We start from the raw sequence: 20,946 nt of genomic DNA, 5'->3' as shown, positions 1-20,946 counted from the left end.
GCATCACCATGAACCAGATCAAATCGATCGACGTCGAAATCGTTTCTTCCAGCGACAACTACCTGCCAGCCTCCGCCCAGGTGCTACTGAGCCTGCTCGACGTGTCCCGTGCCGACGCGCCGGCCGTCAGCCAGGCCGAGCTGCGCCTTCAGTGCGCCGGTGTACTGCCGATCAAGCTGCAACTGGCCTGCGACCTCAGCCAGCTCGACCCGCGCGGCAGCTACGTGCTGGCCGTGCGCATCGAGCAGAACGGGCTACTGCAGTTCATCAACACCACCCATCACGCCGTAAACCCTCACACCTTGTCTGGCACCGAACGCGTGGTAGTCGATAACGTGGCGACGCCCCCGGTCGTGCTCCATGATTGATTAGGGAAAATCCGCTAAAGTCCCTGGGGTTGGCCACAAGCCGGCTCCAAGGACAACGGAGATTCCATGAAAAAGCTCTTTATGCTGTGTTGCGCATCCCTGCTCGCAGCCTGCTCCAGCCAAACCCCGCCCGCCCAGGCCAGCCTGGATGGCGAAGTCTTCTACCTGCAGCGCATTGCCCTGCCCCCGGCCGCCACGCTGAGCGTCGAACTGCAGGACGTGTCGTTGATGGACGCCCCGGCCGTGACCCTGGCCCGCCAGGCCGGCCCGGTCAAAGGCAACGTGCCGCTGCCGTTCCACCTCACCTACGATCCGCGCCAGGTCAAACCCGGCCACCGCTATGCGCTGAGCGCGCGCATCGAGCTGGGCGGCAAACTGCTGTTCATCAATACCGAACACCATGGCGTGCTGCTCGACGGCTCCGACCCGCAACCCGTGCGCGTCAAGCTCGACCAGGTTCGCTGATACCCGTATTCATCTGTTTACAAGGAACGCTTCATGATCCGCACTTCCCTGCGCTTCACCACCCTGTGTGCCGGCCTGCTGCTGTCGGCCAGCGCGCTGGCCCTGTCGCTGGGCGACCTGAGCCAGAAGGACGCCACCGGCGGCCTGAAAGATGCCCTCACTCAAGGCGCGCAACTGGCGGTCAAGCAGCTCAGCACCCCAGGCGGCTTCAGCAACAACCCGGACGTGCGTATCGAACTGCCGGGCAACCTGGGCAAGGCCGCCAAAGCGATGAAGATGTTCGGCAAGGGCGAACAGGTCGAAGCCCTGGAAGCCAGCATGAACAAGGCCGCCGAAAAGGCCGTGCCGCAGGCTCAGGCGATTCTGGTAGACGCCGTGAAGAACATGAGCGTGACCGACGCCAAGGGCATTCTCAGCGGCGGTGACGACTCCGCCACCCAGTACCTGAACAAGAGCAGCCGCGAGCAGATTCGGGCCAAGTTCCTGCCGGTCGTCAAGCAGGCCACCGACCAGGTTGGCGTGGCTCAGCAGTACAACGCCTTCGCCGCGCAGGCCAAAGGCCTGGGGCTGGTCAAGGATGACGCCAACATCGAGAACTACGTGACCGAGAAGGCGCTGGACGGCCTGTTCGAGATGATCGGCAAGCAAGAGCAGAACATTCGCCAGAACCCGGCCGCCGCAGCTACCAGCCTGGCCAAGAAGGTCTTCGGCACGCTCTGATAACGCGTGGTGCCACAGCAGCGGTCTGCGTGAACCCGCGCGGCCGCTGCCTCTGCGTCGTTTTGCCTGTACCGCCTTTCCCCGCTCCCTCGGCCAACAGCAGGGTGCAGGATGGCGGCTCTTTTCGACGAGGAGTTTCCGCTATGCCCTCCACCCCACATTTCCAGATATTCATCGACTGCGAAAGCCAAGACCGGATAACACCGGACGCTTCGGCGGGTTACGTATTGGTCCTGAGTGAAAAGCTGGAGGGCTTCGGCGCTGCCAAAGGCAGTTCCGTCCTGCAGCCCGTGCTGACCATCGAGCAGCAAGGCGAATTGGCGCTGCCCCAGACCTTCAGTTTCATGATCGATGGGGCAACGCTCAAGGAAGGCCATGCTTACCAGGTGAGCCTGCGCTACCAGGCCACCAACGGTAACCCGCACGGCAAGCGCCTGGCCTGGAAAGAGACTTTCGTCGCTCAGGACCAGGCCCGCATTGCACCCGCCGCCGTCAGCGGCCATGGCCCGTGCAAAGGCCGCACCAACAGCTGCCTGAGCTGGTAAGGGCCGGCGCCTTCAACACCCAGGGCGCAAGCTGCCTGCACGCTCGCGCCTGGGTCTTCAACGCTGCTTTACCCTGAACCAGGCCGCGTACAACGCCGGCAGGAACAACAACGTCAGCACCGTGGCCACGATCAGGCCACCCATGATCGCGACCGCCATCGGCCCGTAGAACACGCTACGCGACAGCGGGATCATGGCCAGCACCGCGGCCAGCGCGGTCAGCACGATAGGCCGGAAGCGCCGCACCGTGGCCTCGATGATCGCTTGCCAGCGGTCCATCCCTGCCGCAATGTCCTGCTCGATCTGGTCAACCAGAATCACCGAATTGCGCATGATCATCCCCGCCAGGGCAATGGTGCCGAGCATGGCGACAAAGCCGAACGGCTGGCGGAACACCAGCAGGAACAGGGTCACGCCGATCAACCCCAGTGGCGCGGTCAGGAACACCATCAGCGTGCGCGAGAAGCTGCGCAGCTGGATCATCAGCAAGCTCAACACCACCACGATGAACAGCGGCATGCCAGCGTTCACCGATTTCTGCCCGCGCTCGGCATCTTCCACCGTGCCGCCCACTTCCAACAGGTAACCGTCGGGCAGCTTGGCGCGGATGCCCTGCAAAGAAGGCAGAATCTGCTTCACCAGTGTCGCAGGTTGCGCCTTGTCGTAGATGTCTGCCCGCACAGTCACCGTCGGTAAGCGGTTACGGTGCCAGATGATGCCCTCCTCAAAGCCATACTCCAGGGTCGCGACCTGCGACAGCGCCACGCTCTGGCCGTTGTCGGTCGGCAACGCCAGGCTGCCCAGGTTGCCCAGCTCGCTGCGCTCCTGCAGCGTACCGCGCAGCAGTATCTCGATCAGCTCGTTGTCTTCGCGGTACTGGCTGGCGGTGGTGCCGGTCAGCGAACTTTGCAGGAAACTCGCCAGGTGCGCGGTGCTCACGCCCAGCGCACGGGCACGGTCCTGGTCGATGCTCAGAAACACCGCCTTGCTCGGTTCCTCCCAGTCCAGGTGCACATTCACCACATGTGGGTTCTCGCGCACCTTGGCGGCCACTTCACGGGCCAGTGCCCGCGCCTTCTCGATATGCTCGCCCGTGACCCGGAACTGCACCGGGTAACCCACGGGCGGGCCGTTTTCCAGGCGGGTGACCCGGGCGCGCAACTCGGGGAACTGCTGGTCCACCGTGGCAATCAGCCAGCTGCGCAGGCGCTCGCGGTCGTGCATCGACTTGGCCAGCACCACGAACTGGGCGAAGCTGGCGGCCGGCAGCTGCTGGTCCAGTGGCAAGTAGAAGCGCGGCGAACCGGTGCCCACGTAGGCCACATAGTTGTCGATGCCATCCTGCTGCGCGAGCAGCGCCTCCAATTGCTTGACGCGCTCGGCGGTATTGGCCAGCGATGCACCTTCGGCCAGCTTCAGGTCGACCATCAGTTCCGGGCGCCCAGACGCCGGGAAGAACTGCTGGGGCACGAAGCGGAACAGCAGGAGGCTGCCGATGAAGGCCGCGATGGTCAGCAGGATCACCGTCTTGCGGCGCCGTACACACCACGCCACAACCCGCCGCACACGCTGGTAGAACGGCGTGGCATAAGGGTCTGGCGCCTGGCCATGACGGGCGGCGTGCAGCCGGGCCAGGTCGGGCAACAGGCGCTCGCCCAGGTAAGGCACGAACACCACGGCGACCAGCCACGATGCCAGCAAGGCAATGGTCACCACCTGGAAGATCGAGCGGGTGTATTCGCCGGTGCTGGAGGCCGCCGTAGCGATGGGCAAGAAGCCCGCTGCGGTGATCAGGGTGCCGGTAAGCATCGGGAAGGCCGTGCTGCTCCAGGCGTAACTGGCCGCCTTGAGGCGGTCGTAGCCCTGCTCCATCTTGATCGCCATCATTTCCACGGCAATGATCGCATCGTCTACCAGCAAGCCCAGGGCCAGTACCAGCGCCCCCAGCGAAATCTTGTGCAGGCCGATGCCAAAGTAATGCATGGCCGCGAAGGTCATGGCCAGCACCAGGGGGATGGCCAGCGCCACCACCAGGCCGGTCCGCAGGCCCAGGGAGAAGAAGCTGACCAGCAGCACGATGACCAGCGCCTCGGCCAGCACCTGCACGAACTCGCCCACACCGGCCTTGACCGCCGCGGGCTGGTCCGAGACCTTGCGCAACTCCATGCCGGCCGGCAGGTTGTGCGCCAGGCGTTCGAACTCGCTTTCCAGCGCCTTGCCCAGCACCAGGATGTCGCCGCCATCCTTCATCGACACCGCCAGGCCAATGGCCTCTTCGCCCATGAAGCGCATGCGCGGTGCGGGTGGGTCATTGAAGCCACGGTACACTTCGGCGACATCGCCAATGCGGAAGGTGCGGTCGCCCACCCGAATCGGGAACTGGCGAATCTGCTCGACGCTGTCGAAGCGACCGCTTACCCGCAGTTGCAGGCGCTCGCTGGGGGTTTCGAAGAAGCCGGCGGTGCTGACTGCATTCTGTTCGCGCAGGGCATTCTGCACCGCTTGCAGCGGCACCCCCAGGGTGGCCAGCTTGAGGTTGGACAGTTCGATCCAGACTTTCTCGTCCTGCAAGCCGATCAGCTCGACCTTGCCCACGTCCTTGACCCGCTGCAGCTGGATCTGGATCCGGTCGGCATAGTCCTTGAGCACGGCGTAGTCGAAGCCCTTGCCGGTCAGCGCATAGATATTGCCGAAGGTAGTGCCGAATTCGTCGTTGAAGAAGGGGCCCTGGATTTCTGGCGGCAAGGTATGGCGAATGTCCGCGACCTTCTTGCGGATCTGATACCACAGCTCGGGAATGTCCTTGGAGTGCAGCGAGTCGCGGGCCATGAACGTGACCTGCGATTCGCCAGGCCGGGAAAACGAGACAATCCGCTCGTACTCACCGGTTTCCATCAGCTTTTTCTCGATGCGCTCGGTCACCTGCCGCGACACTTCCTCGGCCGTGGCACCGGGCCACAGGGTACGAATGACCATAGCCTTGAAGGTGAACGGCGGGTCTTCGCTCTGGCCCAGCTTGGTGTAGGACATGGCGCCAATGGCCGCCAGCAGGATCATCAGGAACAGGACGATCTGGCGGTTGCGCAGCGCCCAGGCAGAAAGGTTGAAACCCATCGGGACTTACTCCTTGGCCGTCAGGTTCACTACGCGGTTGCTGCGGTCGACGGGGCGTACCTGCTGCCCCTCACGCAATACATGACCACCGGCGGCCACCACCCAGTCATCGGCGGCCAGCCCTTCGAGCACGGGCACGCTATCGTTGCCGTACGCACCCAGGCGCACCACGGCCCGCTCCAGGCGGCTGTCCTTGTTCACCCGCCAGACATAGGCCTGGCCGTCTTCGGCGGTGACCGCCGACAGCGGTACAGACAATGGGATCAGGCCTTCGGTAGCAATGAATACCCGGGCGCTCTGGCCCAGTTCGGCCGGGGCAGCCGACGTGGTGAAGGCGATGCGGGCGGCGAAGGTGCGCGAGCGCGGATCGGCCGCGGGTGACAGCTCGCGGATGCGCCCCTGGAAGCGCGCCTGCGGGTGCGACCACAGCTCCACACTCACCGGTTGGCCGATGGCGACCCGGGCGAACTGCTGCTCCGGCAGGGCGATGGCCACCTCGCGCTCACCATCGGCGGCGAGGGTGAAGGCGGTTTGCCCAGCGGCAACCACCTGGCCCACTTCCACCTGGCGCTTGGCAATCACCCCGGCCTGGGGCGCACGCAATACGGCATAGGCTGCCTGGTTCCCGGCCACGTCGAACTGCGCCTTGGCCTGCTTCAGGCGGGCCAGGCCGGCACGGTAGAGGTTTTCGGCATTGTCATATTGAGAATGGCTGACCATCTGCCGGTCCAGCAGCTTCTGGTAGCGATCACGCTCGGTGCGCACCAGTGCCAGGTTGGCTTCGGCGGCGGCCAGTTGTGCGCGGTTAGCTTCCAGTTGCAGGCGTACGTCCTGCGGGTCCAGCTCGGCCAGCGGTTGCTCGGCCTTGACCCGCTGCCCTTCTTCGACCAGCCGCTTGCTGACCTTGCCGGCAATACGGAACGCCAGTTCCGGCTCGAAGCGCGCACGCACCTCGCCGGGGTAACTGGCGGCCCCCGCTTCGGCTGGCTGCGGCTGCACCACCAACGCCGGGCGCGGGGCGGCAGGGGCGGCGGCTTCCTGTTCGCACGCCGCCAGAAGCACGGCGACGGCGGCGGGCAACGCGATGGACAAGGCCTGGCGCAACATGATGAATCCTTTCGCAGAGGGTACTTCGAATATTTGTACTGGCGGGTATATTAAGTCAGGGAACTGCTGCCGAGAAGCCAGCGTCGATAAGAAATCGCCTGACGATGGCTACGATCACTGCTGGAAACCGCTCCAGCCGGTAATATGGGAGCTTGATCAACCACATGCAGACCACAATGTCCAACGACGCACCCATCGGCCCAGGCCGGCCCAAGGACCTGGCCAAGCGCGAGGCGATTCTCGAAGCTGCCAAGTCGCTGTTCTTAAGCCTTGGCTACGCCAACACCAGCATGGATGCGGTCGCTGCGGCGGCAGGTGTTTCTAAGCTCACCGTGTACAGCCACTTCACCGACAAGCAGACGCTGTTCTGTGCAGCGGTAATGGCCACCTGCCAGACTCAACTGCCGGACCTGTTGTTCGAGTACCCCGCGGGTGCGCAGGTCGAAGACGTGCTGCTGAACATCGCCCGTGGTTTCCAGGCGCTGATCAGCAGTGACGAAGCGGTCAAGCTCAGCCGCCTGATCATGGCCCAGGGCAGCCTGGATGCAAGCTTTGGCGAGTACTTCTACGAGGCCGGGCCCAAGCGTGTGCTGGCCGGGATGGAAGCGCTGCTGCGCGAGGCGGATGAGCGTGGGCTGCTGCGTATCGACAACCCGCTGCGGGCAGCGGAGCACTTCTTCTGCCTGGTCAAGGGGGCCCCGGATTACCGGCTATTGCTCGGCTGTGCAGGGCCGCTGGAAGGTGATGAGGCAGAAGCGCATGTGCGCGAGGTGGTTGGGGTGTTCTTGCGGGCGTTTCAGCCGTGAAGCAGACACGGGCATTTGGCGGCAGCCCTGTTGTCTCGAATGCTGAATCTCGCTCAATGCCTGTGGGAGCGGGCAGGCCCGCGAACACGGGCGCAGCCCGTGCCAACCACTGCGGTGCCTGCTTCGCGGGCTCGCCCGCTCCCACCTCGACCGCGCTAGCCGGTCAGATAGGAGAAGGTCAGGCTTTAAGCGCTTTCTTCGGGTAGATGTCGTACCGGCTCGACTTGCCCTCAAGGCTATGGCTCGGTTTCGGCCCGTCAATGATCGGCGCCTTGCGTGGGCGCTTCACCACCACCCGGTGGCTGGCCAGCGCCAGGGCGGCTTCGAGCAGGGCCGGGGCATCCAGGTCGTCACCGACCAAGGGCCGGAACACACGCATCTCCTTCTTCACCAAAGCACTTTTGTCGCGATGCGGGAACATCGGGTCGAGGTAGATCACCTGCGGCGCCTCGCCTTCCCAGGCGCGCATGCGCTCGATGGCGTTGCCGGTCAACAGGCGCATGCGCCCGACAATCGGCCCCACTTCTTCATCCAGCCGGGCGCGCGCCAGGCCATCTTCCAGCAGCGCGGCTATCAGCGGCTGGCGTTCGATCAAGGTCATCTGGCAGCCCAGGCTGGCCAGCACGAACGCGTCCTTGCCCAGCCCCGCCGTGGCATCCAGCACCTGCGGTCGCACGCCTTGGGCGATGCCCACGGCCTTGGCGATCATCTGCCCGTTACCACCGCCAAACTGGCGCCGGTGCGCGGCCTGCCCTTCGACAAAGTCTACCCGTACCGGCCCCGGTGCCTGCGGGCCCAATTGCTGGATCTGCAAGCCATCAACGCCCACCTGCACGGCAAACCCGGCCTCATCGTCCTGCAACGGCAGCGCCAGGCGCTCGGCCCATGCAGCGGCCTGCGCTGCGAATTCGGCCGTTAGCGCCTCGACCCGGATACTTGCGCCCTGCTCTTCCATCTTCAACACCTAGAAATTGAACCCAGCCGTTAAGGTATCGGCCGCCACGGCCGATACAGGCAATATCCCGCTATTCTGCCAGAGCACAACGCGCGCGACTGCCATGTCAGATACTCTTCCCATCGGCTTGACCTATTTGTCGCCTGTCGGCAACTACAGTCAGCACAACACCCAGGCACTCGGGGGCGTCAGCCACCTGTGGCAGGATTTTTTCGCCCGGGCCATGGCCGAGCGCCAGGAAGAGCCGGTAGACAGCATCAGCCAGTCGTTCGTGCAGTACGACCAGGACAGCGGCGAACCGATCGGCGGCGCCCGCGCGCTGGCCATGATCGACGCCCAGCGCGCCTGCCCGGTGCAGGATACCCGCGTAGTCCCACCCGAGCCGCTGTTTCTGCCCAAGGCCGAGCTGGAAGCCAGCCTCCTGCCGCCGGCCCCCGAGCCTTTCAGCGCCATGGAACTGATCGAGCAGCAGCGCCAGCTGGACATCAACAACAGCTGGCTGCGCCCGGTGGTAATGAGCCAGGGTCAGCCGCTGCCCGAGCCCGGACCGGGCCCTAGCCCACGCCCGCTGTTCCTGCCCATCGCCGAACTGGAAAGCGACTTGTTGCCACCCGCCGCCGAACCGTTCGACGATGCCACGCTGAGCAAGCAGCAGACCGACCTGGCGTTCGACCTCCACTGGGCGCGCCCGGTGGTGCTGAACAACGTGCGCGCCTCCGCCTGACCTTAGCGGCAGACCTGCCAGCGGCCCATGTTCAGGTGGAAGTGATTGTGGTGCGCGGCGTTGTAGTCGGGCCCCAACACAGTGCTGAAGCTTTGGCAGGCAGCCTGCTGCACCTCGCGCAGGAATTGCGCCTTGGCCCCACCCGCCTGCCAGTCACGCGCCAGAACGATGCGCTGACCGTCCTGCAGGCGAAAGCCGCTGATGTCCAGGGCGTTGGCCGTGGCGTGCTGGCTCAGGCGGCCCTGCTTGCGGTGGTAGACATTGCGGCAGGCAAAGCTGCCCAAATGGTCGACCTGGGTCACCGGCTGGCCCAACACCCGCTGCGCGACAGGCTGCAACGCGTGGTGTTCGAACAGCGCATACGCCACCGCCAGTGGGCAACTGGCCAGAAAGCTGCTGCTCAGGCGCGCCTTGCCGGCTTCGATACGCCACACATTTTCCAGCGGGCAGTTGGCCGAGGCCGGGCTGTCGGCCTGTGCCCGGTAGCGCAGTTGGCTGGTGGCCAGTGCCTGGCGGCACAGCGCGGGGTCATCCCGCAGCCGCGACAGCTTGTAGGGGGTCAGCCAATTGGGTGGTTGGCGCACATCCAACGGCGCCCAGGGGTTCCACGGCGCGGGCAGGCGCCAGCCCTGTTGCCAGGCAAGCACGGCCAAAAACAGCAGGCCGGCCAGCAGCGTCAGGGCCCGCATCAACGGCGGAACAGGTCGTTGAGCTGAGCGAACGGCAAAGCCTGGTCTGCGTAGCCGAAGGTGCCCTGGTCATGGACTTCCAGTGCGGCCCGCTGCAACGCACCCAGGGCCGCGCGGGCCAGCGACGAGCCAAGGCTGATGCGGCGCACGCCAAGGTCCTGCAACTGGTTGACGCTCAACGCCACGCCGGCCATGCCCATCAGCACGTTGACCGGCCGCGGGGCCACGGCCTGCACCACCGCGCGCACTTCCTCCACCGTTCGCAGGCCAGGCGCATACAGCACATCGGCCCCCGCTTCGGCGTAGGCCTGAAGGCGCAGGATGGTGTCGTCCAGGTCCATGCGCCCGCGCAGCAGGTTTTCTGCACGGGCGCACAGGGTGAACGGGAACGGCAGGCTCCGGGCAGCCTGCACTGCGGCGCGTACACGCTCCACCGCCAGGCCGATATCATAAATGGGCGCATCATGGCGGCCGCTGGCGTCCTCGATAGACCCACCCACCAGGCCAACCTCGGCGGCACGCAGAATGGTCTGCGCGCAGTCCTCGGGCAGGTCGCCGAAGCCGTTTTCCAGGTCGGCAGCCACCGGCAACGCGGTGGCGTCGACGATTTCACCGGCGTTGTCCAATGTGTCGTCCAGGCTCAGGGCCCCTTCGGCATCCGGGCGGCCCAGGCTGAAGGCCAGGCCGGCGCTGGTAGTGGCCAGCGCTTCGAAGCCCAGGCTCGCCAACAGCCTGGCCGACCCGGCATCCCACGGGTTGGGGATGACGAATGCACCGTCACGCTGGTGCAAGGCCTTGAAGGCTTCGGCTCGCAGGGTTTGCACATCCATGGTGGAACCTCCGGCAGTCAGGGAAGGGTCACAGTAGCCCCAGTTGTTCGACCTCGGGTGCGCGCGGCAATTCCGGCAGCGCGGCAAGGCCAGGCAAACGCAGCATCAGGCGCTGGTGAAAATGCCGGGCAAGTGCCGCCGCCAGGCGGTTGTCCGAGGTATGCAGGAAGATATAGGGGCTGCGGCCTTCTTCGATCCAGCTGGCCACCTTGTCTACCCACGGGGTGAGAAACACGTCGTTGGCTTGCAGTTCCGGGTGGCCGATGAAGCGGACCTGCGGGTGCTGGGTAAAGGCGGCCGGGCGCGGAGGCACCTTGGGCTTTTTCGACTGCGCATGCAGCACGGCAGGGTCACGCGAAGTGCAGCTGAACAGCGCGCGCGGGTCGAGGCAGATACGCTCGACGCCGCGCTCGTGCAGCACCCGGTTGAGCATGCGCTCTTCTTCACCTTTGGCGAAAAACGCCTGGTTACGCACTTCAACTGCCACAGGCACCGCCAGCTCATCCAGAAAATGGCACAGCTCGCCCAGGCGCGCAGGGCCGAACTGGGCCGGCAATTGCAACCAGTAGGGGGACACTCGCCTGCCCAATGGCGCCATCAACCGGGTGAAATCGAAGGCAGGCTCCAGCTGGTCGCGCAGGTCACCGGCATGGCTGATGTCGCGGGGGAACTTGGCGGTGAACCGGAAATGCTCTGGCATTACCTGTGCCCAGCGGGCAAGGGTGCCAGGAGCAGGCCGGGCGTAGAAGGTGGTGTTGCCCTCTACCGCGTTGAACACCTGGCTATAGAACCCCAGCATCTGGCCGCTGCTGGCGTCGGCGGGGTACAGGTAGTCGCGCCAGGCGTTTTCACTCCATGACGGGCAACCGAGAAAGTAAGGCAGTGCTGATGGACTCATCCATCAAATGTACAGGTCGAGCCCTAGTACTTCCATGTCCCAGTCGGTAAAACCGGCGGTGCTCAGGTAACTGGCCAAGGCATTGGCGGTACGCCGGTCACGGGCGCGAGGGAATACCATGTCCTGCTGGCGGGCTGGCAGACCAGCGCCAAGGCGGCGAGCGGCGGGCTCAGGTTGCGCGGCTTCAAGGTCATCGACGACCTCTGCATCATCGACCGCATCCTCGCGCACCGCGGCCTTGCGCGGCGTGCGCTTGATCGGGTACTGCGATGAGAAACCATCGATACGCATGGCATGAGCACTCGGGATCAATGATGGCAATTTAGCAGCATCAGAGCTGCGTCGCTAATGCTTCATTGATAACTGGACCACAGATTGCGCAAAAGGTTTTAGTGTGATCGGCAATAACCGACGGACAGCAGTCATTGCTGCTTCGGGGTAGCTACATTGTCGCGCAGATACACCGGCTGCGCCTGTTCGGCGGTAACTGCCTCGCCACGCGCCCAGGCAAAACCGGCCAGGGCCAGTACGTCCACAGCGCTGGGCAGGGCCTGGGCATCGCTGGCCGCGACTTTCACTGCCAGACGTTCGGCATAACCCCAACCCGTGCCGGCACCGAACCAGGCACCGGTACTCTCTAACGGCAGCGCCACCTGCTCGGGTGGCAACACGGCCTCCCTGCCGACCAGGCGCATTTCCCCCGCCGTGGCCTGGTAGCACCCCCAGTACACCTCGTCCATACGCGCATCGATGGCCGCGGCGACCTGCTGCACGCCCTGTTCGCGCAACGCGCCCTGGGCCAGCGCGGCAAGGTTGGAGACCGGCAGCACCGGGCGCTCTAGGGCGAACGCCAGCCCCTGGACCACACCGATGGCGATACGCACACCGGTGAACGCACCCGGGCCCCGGCCAAAGGCGATGGCATCGAGCGCGTTCAGTGCCACGCCGGAATCGGACAGCAACTGCTTGATCATCGGCAGCAGCTTCTGGGCATGCATGCGCGGGATCACCTCGTAATGGCTGGTTACCTTGCCGTTATGCAGCAGCGCAACGGAACAGGCTTCGGTGGCGGTATCCAGGGCCAACAGGGTGGTCATCGAACGGGTATCCAGGTGCGAAGAAAAAGAGCGGCATTATAGAGCAGCTGCGCCGTTGTGTCCCCACGGGGCCGCTGTATGGCCACTTGACACGGTCCCAGTAGGAGCGGCCTTGTGTCGCGATGGGGCGCGCAGCGGCCCCACAATTTCAGCTTCGCCGCAGAGTGAGCTTCGCCGCAGAAATCGCCGGAGCCGCTGCGCGCCCCATCGCGACACAAGGCCGCTCCTACTGGGACCGCATAGCTAAAGCCAGAAACAACAACGGCCCGCAAGCGGGCCGTTGACGGTGCATGCTGTATCGGATCAGCTCAGGGCTGCCAGGACCTTGGCAGTGATGGCTTCAACCGAGCCTACGCCTTCGATGTGGCTGTACTTCGGCTTGCCAGCATTGGCCGCCGACAGCTTCTGGTAGAAGTCCACCAGCGGCTTGGTCTGGCTGTGGTAGACCGACAGGCGATGGCGAACGGTTTCTTCCTTGTCGTCGTCGCGCTGGATCAGGTCTTCACCAGTGACGTCGTCCTTGCCTTCCACTTTCGGCGGGTTGTACTGAATGTGGTAGGTACGGCCCGAGGCCAGGTGCACACGGCGACCTGCCATGCGACCCACGATTTCTTCATCGTCCACGGCAATTTCAACCACGGCGTCGATATCGACACCGGCCGCAACCATGGCTTCGGCCTGTGGAATGGTCCGTGGGAAGCCGTCGAACAGGCAGCCGTTGGCGCAATCCGGCTGGGCGATGCGCTCCTTGACCAGGCTGATGATCAGCTCGTCGGACACCAGCTGGCCGGCATCCATGACTTTCTTCAATTCCAGGCCCAGCGGGGTGCCGGCCTTGACGGCAGCACGCAGCATGTCACCGGTGGAAATTTGGGGGATACCGAACTTTTCGGTGATGAACTTTGCCTGAGTACCTTTACCGGCCCCGGGAGCTCCCAGCAGAATAACGCGCATCTTGTGCTCCTCAAATTTTTTTATGAACTTCAATGGATTCGGCGACCAGGGCCAAGTCCGGAAAATCGGGTATGACCATAATTCGGTCAGAGGGCTGCTCAAGATACACAGCGCCCGGCAGCCAGACAAGCGTCCCAAAGTTGCAGGAATGCGCCACTTGCGACCAAGCAAGCAGGTGGTTGCGCCCGGCGCAACCACCCTTTCGCTGCTGCCGTACAGCCGTTACGGCATGCCGACTGCCGCACACGGCCCTGCGCTCAACCGGTGTTGCGCAAGCCGGCGGCGATGCCCGCCACCGTCACCAGCAAGGCCTGCTCCAATGGGCTGTCCAGAGCGGCTTCGCGGCTGCGCGAGCGCGCCAGCAATTCGGCCTGCAGGCGGTGCAGCGGGTCCAGGTAGGTGTTACGCAAGCTGATGAATTCCAGTGTCTCGGGGCTGTGCGCGAGTAGCACCGGCTGCCCGGTAAGGCCAAGCACTATCTGGCAAGACTGCGACAATAGGTCGCGCAGGTGCGCCCCCAAAGGCAGCAACTGCGGTTGCACCAGACGTTCGTCGTAGGCCTCGGCAATTTGCGCATCCGCCTTGGCCAGTACCATTTCCAGCATGTCGATACGGGTGCGGAAGAACGGCCAGTGTTCGCGCATCTGCGCCAGCAGTTCGCCTTGGCCACGCGCCAGGGCATTGCTCAGCGCGGTTTCCCAGCCCAGCCAGGCCGGCAGCATCAGCCGCGTCTGGGTCCAGCCGAAGATCCATGGGATGGCCCGCAGGCTTTCGATGCCACCGGCGCGGCGTTTCGCCGGGCGGCTGCCCAGTGGCAGGCGCCCCAGTTCCTGTTCCGGCGTCGACTGGCGGAAATACTCGACGAAGTCCGGGTTGTCCCGCACCACACTGCGGTACGCCTTGACGCCATCGGCGGCCAGCTGGTCCATGACTTCGCGCCAGGCCGGCTGCGGCGGCGGCGGTGGCAACAGCGTGGCTTCGAGTACGGCAGCCAGGTACAGGTTGAGGTTTTGCTCGGCAATGCCCGGCAAACCGAACTTGAAGCGGATCATCTCGCCCTGCTCGGTGGTACGGAAACGCCCGGCCACCGAGCCCGGTGGCTGCGACAGGATCGCCGCATGGGCAGGCCCACCGCCACGGCCCACAGTGCCGCCGCGGCCATGGAACAGCAGCAGTTCGACCTGATGCTCGGCACAGATACGCACCAGGTTTTCCTGGGCACGGTACTGCGCCCAGGCCGCTGCCGTGGTCCCGGCGTCCTTGGCGGAGTCGGAGTAGCCGATCATGACCTCCTGCGGGCCGCGCAGCCCTGCACGGTAACCTGGCAGGCCCAGCAGGCGCTGCATCACCGGCCCGGCGTTGTCCAGGTCGGCGAGGGTTTCGAACAATGGCACCACGCGCATCGGCCGGGTCAGGCCAGCTTCCTTGAGCAGCAGTTGTACCGCCAACACATCCGAGGCAGCCCCGGCCATGGAGATGACGTAAGAGCCCAACGAGGCAGCAGGTGCACCCGCCACTACGCGGCAGGTGGCCAGCACCTCGGCCGTATCCGCCTGCGGCTTGAAGTGTGCCGGCAGCAGCGGCCGGCGGTTTTTCAGCTCAGCTTGGAGGAATTCGATGCGCTGCTCTTCATCCCAGTCGGCGTAGCGGCCCAGGCCCAGGTAATCGGTGATTTCGGTCAGGGCGTCACGGTGCCGGGCCGCGTCCTGGCGCACGTCGAGCCGGCCAAGGAACAGGCCGAATGTGACCGCGCGGCGCAAGCAGTCCAGCAGCGGCCCCTCGGCGATAACGCCCATGCCGCACTCATGCAGGGACTGGTAGCACAGTTCCAGTGGGGCAATCAGGTCACGATTGTCGACCAGCACCTCGGCGCTGGGCGACTGGCTGCTGTTCAACGCCGAGTGCGCCCAGGCACGCGTTGCGCGCAAGCGGTCGCGCAACTGCTTGAGCACCGCCCGGTAGGGTTCAGCGCTGTCGCCGGCCTGCTGGCGCAGGGCGGCGTTGGCCTGCTGCATGGACAACTCGGCGGCCAACGCATCGATGTCGCGCAGGAACAGGTCGGCAGCCATCCAGCGGGCCAGCAGCAGCACCTCGCGGGTCACCACGGCGGTCACGTTGGGGTTGCCGTCGCGGTCCCCGCCCATCCACGAGGCAAAGCGGATAGGGGCGGCCTCCAGCGGCAGGCGCAGCCCGGTAGCGTCCAACAAGGCCTTGTCGACCTTGCGCAGGTGGCTGGGGATCGCGTGCCATAACGAATGCTCGATCACGGCGAAGCCCCACTTGGCCTCGTCGACCGGGGTTGGCCGGGTGCGTCGGATTTCCTCGGTGTGCCAGGCCTCGGCGATCAACCGGCGCAGGCGTTCGCGCACGTGCTCGCGCTCTGCCGGGGTAAGGTCGCGGTGGTCCTGGGCAGCCAGTTGGCCGGCAATGGCATCGTACTTTTGAATCAGCGTGCGCCGCGCCACTTCGGTGGGGTGCGCGGTGAGCACCAGCTGGATATCCAGCTTGGCCAGCTGCCGGGCCAGGGCATCGTTGCTGTGCCCGGCCTGCTTCAGCCGCGCCAGCAACTCGGGCAAAACCCGCGCTTCGAACGGCTCGGGCTGGTCGGCATCGCGGCGGCGGATCAACTGGTACTGCTCGGCCATGTTGGCCAGGTTAAGGAACTGGTTGAAGGCCCTGGCCACGGGTAGCAGGTCTTCTTCGGCAAGATCTGCCAGGGTCGAACTCAGTTGCTCCCCGGGGCCGCGACGGTCGGCCTTGGCGCTGTGGCGAATGGCTTCGATCTTCTGCAGGAATGCATCGCCATGCTGTTGGCGGATGGTTTCGCCCAGCAGTTCACCCAACACATGCACATCTTCACGCAAGCGCACATCGATATCGGTCATTGGCCCCTCTCTCCGTTGCATCCCTTCCAGGCTACACGCCCTTCCTGGGGGGCGGGCATGCCCGCGAAAAATCCAACGCGGTGGCTGGCACCGGCTTCGCCGGTGTTCGCGGGCATGCCCGCTCCCACATTGAGGCGGTGACATTCACCCAAGAGTGCCCCCAGCCAAGCAGCGATGGCAAGCAGGGATCGGCCAAAGCAAACTAAAGTGAAGGTTGAGCACTCACATGCCATGCAGCCTTCGAGGCGTAACCAGAGGTCATCATGAAAATCCGTGAACTCGCCCAGCACTGGGAACAGAATGCCGCCGGCACCTTGAGCCGTACCGGCCATGTCCTGCATCTGGACCTGGAGTCCGAAGCGCGCCTGGCCGCGCTGATCGACATGTACCCCAAACGTACCGCCGAGGAACTGCTCGGCGAACTGGTCGCGGCCGCGCTTGAAGAAGTGGAAGCCAGTTTTCCCTATGTGCCGGGTCGCCAGGTCATCGCCACCGATGAAGAAGGTGACCCGATGTATGAAGATGTGGGGCCGACACCGCGGTTTTTGTCGCTGTCGAAGCAGCATCTGCACAGCCTTACCACCGAGGGCAGTGAAGAGCCAGGGGCGTAGGCCTTACGCAGCCTTGAGTGATCAGGCGCCGCCCGCGCGGCGCCCGATCTCGGGCAGCACATGCGCCGAGACGAACATTGGCCGCGCCGTCCGCCATCCGCTTCAATTGCCTCGGGCACTCTGCAAAAACCCTCCACCGGGTCAGAAATTTTTCGGAACTATCCAAAAAAACTCTGAGTCACAGCTAATAGCCATCACGCTAAAACCCTGCACACCTGCCGTTGTGCACCGTTGATTCCAAGCGCGCGGACTTGTCAGGGAATGAGCGATGGACTGCTACGGACATCGTTATCAGGAGTGATCCAATGGAGCTGACCACCATGAAAACCCGCACTAGCAAACCGTCATCCACTCATGTGCGCGGGTTCAAGCTGGCCGCGCTGGCCCTGGGCAGTAGCCTGGTCCTGGCCGGCTGTGCGGGCAACCCGCCTACCGAGCAATATGCGGTTACCCAGTCCGCCGTGAATTCCGCTGTCAGCGCTGGCGGCACCGAGTTCGCCGCCGTGGAAATGAAAGCCGCGCAAGACAAGTTCAAGCAGGCTGAAATCGCCATGCACGACAAGAAGTACGACGAAGCCAAGCGCCTGGCCGAACAGGCCGAATGGGACGCACGCCTGGCCGAACGCAAGGCCCAGGCGGCCAAGGCTCAGAAGGCCGTGCAGGATGCCCGCCAGGGCGTTCAGGACGTACGTGAGGAAGGCCTGCGCAGCGCTCAGTGAGCCCTGCCCCGCCAACCTTAGCCTTCGCACACGATCAAAGGATGAACACTATGCGCAATTACGTCATGATTCCCGCCCTGCTGGCCCTGAGCGTCGGTCTTGCTGCGTGCTCGCACGACCCTAACGCCAACCTGGAAGCGGCCCGCACCAACTTCTCGGCCCTGCAGAGCGATCCACAGGCGAGCAAAGTCGCCGCGCTGGAAACCAAGGATGCCCAGGATTGGCTGAACAAGGCCGACAAGGCCTACATGGACCGTGAAGACGAGAAGAAAGTCGACCAGCTGGCCTACCTGACCAACCAGCGCGTCGAAGTGGCCAAGCAGACCATTGCCCTGCGTACTGCCGAGGGTGAGCTGAAGAACGCAGCCGCCCAGCGTGCCCAGGCCAAGCTGGATGCCCGCGATGCCCAGATCGCCAAGCTGCAGAACAGTCTGAACGCCAAGCAGACCGACCGCGGTACGCTGGTGACCTTCGGTGACGTGCTGTTCGACTTCAACAAGGCCGAGCTGAAAAGCAACGCCTACCCGAACATCACCAAACTGGCCCAGTTCCTTCAGGAAAACCCTGAGCGCAAGGTGATCGTAGAGGGCTACACCGACAGCGTCGGCTCGGCCAGCTACAACCAGAGCCTGTCCGAGCGCCGCGCCAACAGCGTACGCATGGCCCTGGTGCGCGCCGGCGTAGACCCAGCGCGCATCGTGGCCCAAGGCTACGGCAAGGAGTACCCGGTTGCGGACAACTCCAGCAACTCCGGGCGTGCACAGAACCGTCGTGTGGAGGTGACCATCTCCAACGACAACCAGCCGGTGCAGCCACGCTCCATGAGCCAGGCCAAGCAGTAATACTGGCCAGCTGACAGAGAAAGCCCCGCGATCGACGCGGGGCTTTTTTTTGCTTCGCTGCCGCTCACTGTACCTGCTGCGGCGTTTCCTCACCCATGCAGCGCACTGCACGCTTGCGGTTGTCCACCAGCACGCCCGTCAGGCCTTTCTGCTGGGTATCGAACAGCACCAATACCCCGTCCACGCACTGCGCCACTTGCGGTGCCGGGTCCAGCGAAACCTTGTAATCCTCGCCGGGGACGGTCTTGAGCATGGTGTAATCCTGCAGCAACAGGGCATCCTCGGGTTTGGCGAAATGCAGGTAGCCGTAGTACCACAAGGCGCCCACCGTCACGATGATGCTGCCCACACCCGTCAGGATCAGCGGGATGGCGTTGCGTTCTTCACTCATTGGGTGTTCTTCTCGTCAGGGTAATCAGGCACTTCGGCGAGCCGCCGCAGGCCGTTGAAATGGCTAGGGTCATCGAGGAAGCGCAACATCACCTGGCGCCATGTAGGGTCGGCGAAGGTCTGCACATGGCCACCTCGGGTCAGTTGCAGCACCCGTGGCGGTGGCGCGTGCTGATACAGGCGGATACCGTTTTCCAGCGGCACCAGGTCGTCATCGATGCTCTGGAAGAACAGCTTGGGCGGGCTGCGCAGTTGCTCGATCGAGCGGATCGCGCTGTCGCCGTCGGGCACCAGCCACGACAGTGGCACCTGCAATGGCCAGGTCATCCACGAGGTACTGAGGGCATAGCGCCCCACCGCCCGGTAGCTGGCCGGCACCCCGTCGAAAACCAGGGCAGCGAAGCGCTGGCGCTGCTCCGGGTGGCCTGCCAGGTAATGAATCGCCATGGCGCCGCCCAGGCTCTGCCCCAGTAACACCAACGGCTTGCCCTTGGCCTCGGGCGCCTGGTCCAGCCAGGCCATGGCCGCGGCGATGTCCTGGTATACCTCTGGCAGGCTCGGTTTGCCCTCAGACAGGCCATAGCCACGGTAGTCGACCATCAGCACCTGGTAACCCTGCTCCGGCAGCCAGTAGCTCCCACCCAGGTGCCCGGGCAGGTTGCCGCCGTTGCCGTGCAGGTGCAGCACCGTACCCTTGACCTCGACACCGGGCTTGGCCGGCAGCCACCAGCCGTGCAGGCGAACGCCATCGGCAGTGGTCAGGGTGACATCACGGTACCCCAGCTTGGCCCGTTCAGGGGTGAACGCCTGCCCGCGCTCGGGGTAGAACAGCAGGCTGCTGCAGCCGCCCAGGGCCAGCAGCACCAGCCCCAGCAGCAGCGGGCGGCAGTACTTAGAGAATATTCGCGTAGTCGGCTTCAATGCGATCCAGGCTCAGGTGGTTGAGGAAGTTGGAGAAGCACATCCAGGCCGACAGCGCGTTGAGGTCACGGAACTGTTCGGGCAAGTACTTCGGCGGCTCGACCAGCCCCTCCTCGACCAGTTGACGCAAAGTGCGCATGTCTTCCAGGGTGGTCTTGCCACAGAACAGCAGCGGTATCTGCTCGAGCTTGCCCTTCTTCACAGCCAACTGAATGTAGTTGTAAACCATGATGAAGCCCTTGAGGTAGGACAAGTCCTTGGTAAATGGCAGGCCGTTGGGCACCGAGCCGCGGAATACCCGGCTGGCGTTGCTGTAGCTTTGCCCCATCTCGAAGCCCTGCTCGCGGAAGAAGCCGTACACCTGCATGAAGTCGGCGCCCTCCTCGACCATGTGGATGGCACGGGTGCGGTTGGTGAGCTTGCGCAGGCGGCTGGGGTAGGAGGCAAAGGCAATCACCTCCATGAGGATGGCCAGGCCTTCCTGGGTCACCGTCGACGAGGGCGGGCCCTTGGCCAGGAAGGTGCAGATCGGCTGGTTCAGGCCATTGAGCGTGGTGCCGACGTGCACCAGCCCTTCGTGCACTTCCAGCGCCCGCACGTCACGGGCATTGAACATGGCATCGGCGCGCACCTTGATGTAGTCGGCGCCGGCGGCGGCGTCAGCGACAATGCCGTCGGACTCGAACACACGGATGGTGCCTTCGGCTTCACCGAACACCGTGTTCAAGCGCCGCTGTAGGGTATCGACAGCCTCCTTGGCGGTCAGGTTCTTCGGTTCGTCCTTCAGGTCGCCGCGGCCATCGATGTTGTTCAGGTAGTCCGACAGCATCAGGCCGAGGTCGGCCAAGGTCGGGTCACCGGCATGAAAGGCGTCGGAAGCGGCGCCATACAACTCCTGGGAGATCAGGCCGAACTCCTCGGTGCCGCGGGCTTCGAGCATGCGCACTACCATGCGGTACTCGCGGCACATGCGCTTCATGATCTGCCCTACGGGGTTGAACTGGCCTAGCTGGCGAATGATGTCGCGCTCGATCCCCTGAAACTCGGCCTTGACGGCGCTGGAGTCGAACGACAGGGGCCGCGACTGGTAATAGGCGCGGTCGACCGCTGGCGGCTCCTTGCCCTTGCCCTGCAGGAAGCCCTGCCGAATGCTGTCGTCCCACTTCACCGCATCCAGCACCCGAATCGGTGTTTGCGCCGCGACGATGCGGTCGGACAGGGCGCGGATGGTCTGCTGGTATTCGTCCACCGGGGACTCCTTTCTAGTACAGAAAACCTGTACCGGCCTCATCGCCGGCAAGCCAGC

Annotated in this window: 22 protein-coding genes; 9 read left to right on the top strand and 13 right to left on the bottom strand. The window is 64.4% G+C overall.

The features are described 5' to 3' along the window. Positions 1 to 8 precede the first annotated feature (8 nt). The 4 genes from APH30_RS14045 (at position 9) to APH30_RS14030 (ending at position 2,098) form a co-directional block, all read left to right on the top strand. On the top strand, positions 9 to 368 hold the full coding sequence (locus tag APH30_RS14045; protein ID WP_054912881.1) for a YbaY family lipoprotein: 360 nt from the start codon (positions 9 to 11) through the stop codon (positions 366 to 368). Between the two features lie 66 nt (positions 369 to 434). Continuing rightward, positions 435 to 833: a YbaY family lipoprotein gene (locus tag APH30_RS14040; protein ID WP_054890080.1), complete on the top strand. Its 399-nt coding sequence runs from the start codon at positions 435 to 437 to the stop codon at positions 831 to 833. 33 nt (positions 834 to 866) lie between these two features. Further along, entirely contained in the window at positions 867 to 1,553 is a 687-nt protein-coding gene (locus APH30_RS14035; protein ID WP_029885090.1) for a DUF4197 domain-containing protein, read from the top strand. A gap of 143 nt (positions 1,554 to 1,696) precedes the next feature. Continuing rightward, the gene (locus tag APH30_RS14030; RefSeq protein ID WP_054912880.1) at positions 1,697 to 2,098 is read left to right on the top strand and encodes a hypothetical protein; all 402 of its coding nucleotides are present in this window, start codon (positions 1,697 to 1,699) and stop codon (positions 2,096 to 2,098) included. Between the two features lie 57 nt (positions 2,099 to 2,155). On the opposite strand, the gene APH30_RS14025 is transcribed toward APH30_RS14030, so the two are convergent. Both APH30_RS14025 and APH30_RS14020 read right to left on the bottom strand, forming a co-directional pair. Continuing rightward, entirely contained in the window at positions 2,156 to 5,212 is a 3,057-nt protein-coding gene (locus APH30_RS14025; protein WP_054912879.1) for an efflux RND transporter permease subunit, read from the bottom strand. A gap of 6 nt (positions 5,213 to 5,218) precedes the next feature. After that, positions 5,219 to 6,319, bottom strand: coding sequence for an efflux RND transporter periplasmic adaptor subunit (locus APH30_RS14020; protein WP_054912878.1), 1,101 nt, complete (start codon positions 6,317 to 6,319; stop codon positions 5,219 to 5,221). Between the two features lie 164 nt (positions 6,320 to 6,483). Here APH30_RS14020 and APH30_RS14015 point away from each other — a divergent pair, with 164 nt between their 5' ends. Then, on the top strand, positions 6,484 to 7,125 hold the full coding sequence (locus APH30_RS14015; RefSeq protein ID WP_054912885.1) for a TetR/AcrR family transcriptional regulator: 642 nt from the start codon (positions 6,484 to 6,486) through the stop codon (positions 7,123 to 7,125). A 178-nt stretch (positions 7,126 to 7,303) separates the two neighbouring features. On the opposite strand, the gene APH30_RS14010 is transcribed toward APH30_RS14015, so the two are convergent. Next, the gene (locus APH30_RS14010) at positions 7,304 to 8,080 is read right to left on the bottom strand and encodes a class I SAM-dependent methyltransferase (protein ID WP_054912877.1); all 777 of its coding nucleotides are present in this window, start codon (positions 8,078 to 8,080) and stop codon (positions 7,304 to 7,306) included. 103 nt (positions 8,081 to 8,183) lie between these two features. Between APH30_RS14010 and APH30_RS14005 the strand changes: the two genes are divergently transcribed. Then, positions 8,184 to 8,804: a hypothetical protein gene (locus APH30_RS14005; RefSeq protein ID WP_054912876.1), complete on the top strand. Its 621-nt coding sequence runs from the start codon at positions 8,184 to 8,186 to the stop codon at positions 8,802 to 8,804. A gap of 2 nt (positions 8,805 to 8,806) precedes the next feature. Here the strand turns inward: APH30_RS14005 and APH30_RS14000 are convergent, their stop codons facing one another. From APH30_RS14000 to ppc, 7 genes are all read right to left on the bottom strand, one after another. Next, on the bottom strand, positions 8,807 to 9,493 hold the full coding sequence (locus APH30_RS14000; protein WP_054912875.1) for an extensin family protein: 687 nt from the start codon (positions 9,491 to 9,493) through the stop codon (positions 8,807 to 8,809). Beyond that, positions 9,493 to 10,323 (bottom strand): oxaloacetate decarboxylase, encoded by an 831-nt coding sequence (locus tag APH30_RS13995; protein ID WP_054912874.1) that lies wholly within the window; start codon positions 10,321 to 10,323, stop codon positions 9,493 to 9,495. The genes APH30_RS14000 and APH30_RS13995 overlap by 1 nt, the downstream gene beginning before the upstream one ends. Positions 10,324 to 10,351: 28 nt before the next feature. Next, positions 10,352 to 11,221: a DUF72 domain-containing protein gene (locus tag APH30_RS13990; protein ID WP_054912873.1), complete on the bottom strand. Its 870-nt coding sequence runs from the start codon at positions 11,219 to 11,221 to the stop codon at positions 10,352 to 10,354. A gap of 3 nt (positions 11,222 to 11,224) precedes the next feature. Beyond that, positions 11,225 to 11,512, bottom strand: a complete 288-nt coding sequence (locus APH30_RS13985) for a hypothetical protein (RefSeq protein WP_054912872.1) — start codon at positions 11,510 to 11,512, stop codon at positions 11,225 to 11,227. 131 nt (positions 11,513 to 11,643) lie between these two features. Then, positions 11,644 to 12,318: a tRNA (adenosine(37)-N6)-threonylcarbamoyltransferase complex dimerization subunit type 1 TsaB gene (tsaB, locus tag APH30_RS13980; RefSeq protein ID WP_054912871.1), complete on the bottom strand. Its 675-nt coding sequence runs from the start codon at positions 12,316 to 12,318 to the stop codon at positions 11,644 to 11,646. A gap of 303 nt (positions 12,319 to 12,621) precedes the next feature. Beyond that, positions 12,622 to 13,272 (bottom strand): adenylate kinase, encoded by a 651-nt coding sequence (gene adk, locus APH30_RS13975; protein WP_029885102.1) that lies wholly within the window; start codon positions 13,270 to 13,272, stop codon positions 12,622 to 12,624. Positions 13,273 to 13,529: 257 nt separating this feature from the next. After that, complete coding sequence (ppc, locus tag APH30_RS13970; protein WP_054912870.1) at positions 13,530 to 16,157, bottom strand: phosphoenolpyruvate carboxylase; 2,628 nt, start codon at positions 16,155 to 16,157, stop codon at positions 13,530 to 13,532. A 263-nt stretch (positions 16,158 to 16,420) separates the two neighbouring features. On the opposite strand from ppc, the gene APH30_RS13965 reads away from it, so the two are divergent. The 3 genes from APH30_RS13965 to APH30_RS13955 all read left to right on the top strand — a co-directional run bounded on the left by APH30_RS13965 (position 16,421) and on the right by APH30_RS13955 (position 18,329). Beyond that, positions 16,421 to 16,768, top strand: coding sequence for a hypothetical protein (locus tag APH30_RS13965; RefSeq protein ID WP_009686990.1), 348 nt, complete (start codon positions 16,421 to 16,423; stop codon positions 16,766 to 16,768). A 305-nt stretch (positions 16,769 to 17,073) separates the two neighbouring features. Next, positions 17,074 to 17,487 carry a DUF4398 domain-containing protein gene (locus APH30_RS13960; protein ID WP_009686991.1) on the top strand — a complete coding sequence of 138 codons (414 nt, stop codon included), beginning with the start codon at positions 17,074 to 17,076 and terminating at the stop codon, positions 17,485 to 17,487. Between the two features lie 50 nt (positions 17,488 to 17,537). Then, positions 17,538 to 18,329: an OmpA family protein gene (locus tag APH30_RS13955; RefSeq protein ID WP_009686992.1), complete on the top strand. Its 792-nt coding sequence runs from the start codon at positions 17,538 to 17,540 to the stop codon at positions 18,327 to 18,329. 64 nt (positions 18,330 to 18,393) lie between these two features. Here the strand turns inward: APH30_RS13955 and APH30_RS13950 are convergent, their stop codons facing one another. From APH30_RS13950 to APH30_RS13940, 3 genes are read right to left on the bottom strand one after another with little or no spacing between them, the layout of a single operon-like run. Then, on the bottom strand, positions 18,394 to 18,720 hold the full coding sequence (locus tag APH30_RS13950) for a hypothetical protein (RefSeq protein ID WP_009686993.1): 327 nt from the start codon (positions 18,718 to 18,720) through the stop codon (positions 18,394 to 18,396). Continuing rightward, on the bottom strand, positions 18,717 to 19,640 hold the full coding sequence (locus APH30_RS13945; protein WP_054912869.1) for an alpha/beta hydrolase: 924 nt from the start codon (positions 19,638 to 19,640) through the stop codon (positions 18,717 to 18,719). The genes APH30_RS13950 and APH30_RS13945 overlap by 4 nt, the downstream gene beginning before the upstream one ends. After that, the gene (locus tag APH30_RS13940; RefSeq protein WP_154211460.1) at positions 19,612 to 20,931 is read right to left on the bottom strand and encodes a flavohemoglobin expression-modulating QEGLA motif protein; all 1,320 of its coding nucleotides are present in this window, start codon (positions 20,929 to 20,931) and stop codon (positions 19,612 to 19,614) included. The genes APH30_RS13945 and APH30_RS13940 overlap by 29 nt, the downstream gene beginning before the upstream one ends. Between the last annotated feature and the right edge of the window lie 15 nt (positions 20,932 to 20,946).

It is taken from the genome of Pseudomonas sp. NBRC 111127 (genome assembly GCF_001320345.1).
In the GTDB taxonomy this organism is placed as follows: domain Bacteria; phylum Pseudomonadota; class Gammaproteobacteria; order Pseudomonadales; family Pseudomonadaceae; genus Aquipseudomonas; species Aquipseudomonas juntendi.
This window is presented reverse-complemented; position numbering and strand designations above follow the sequence as displayed.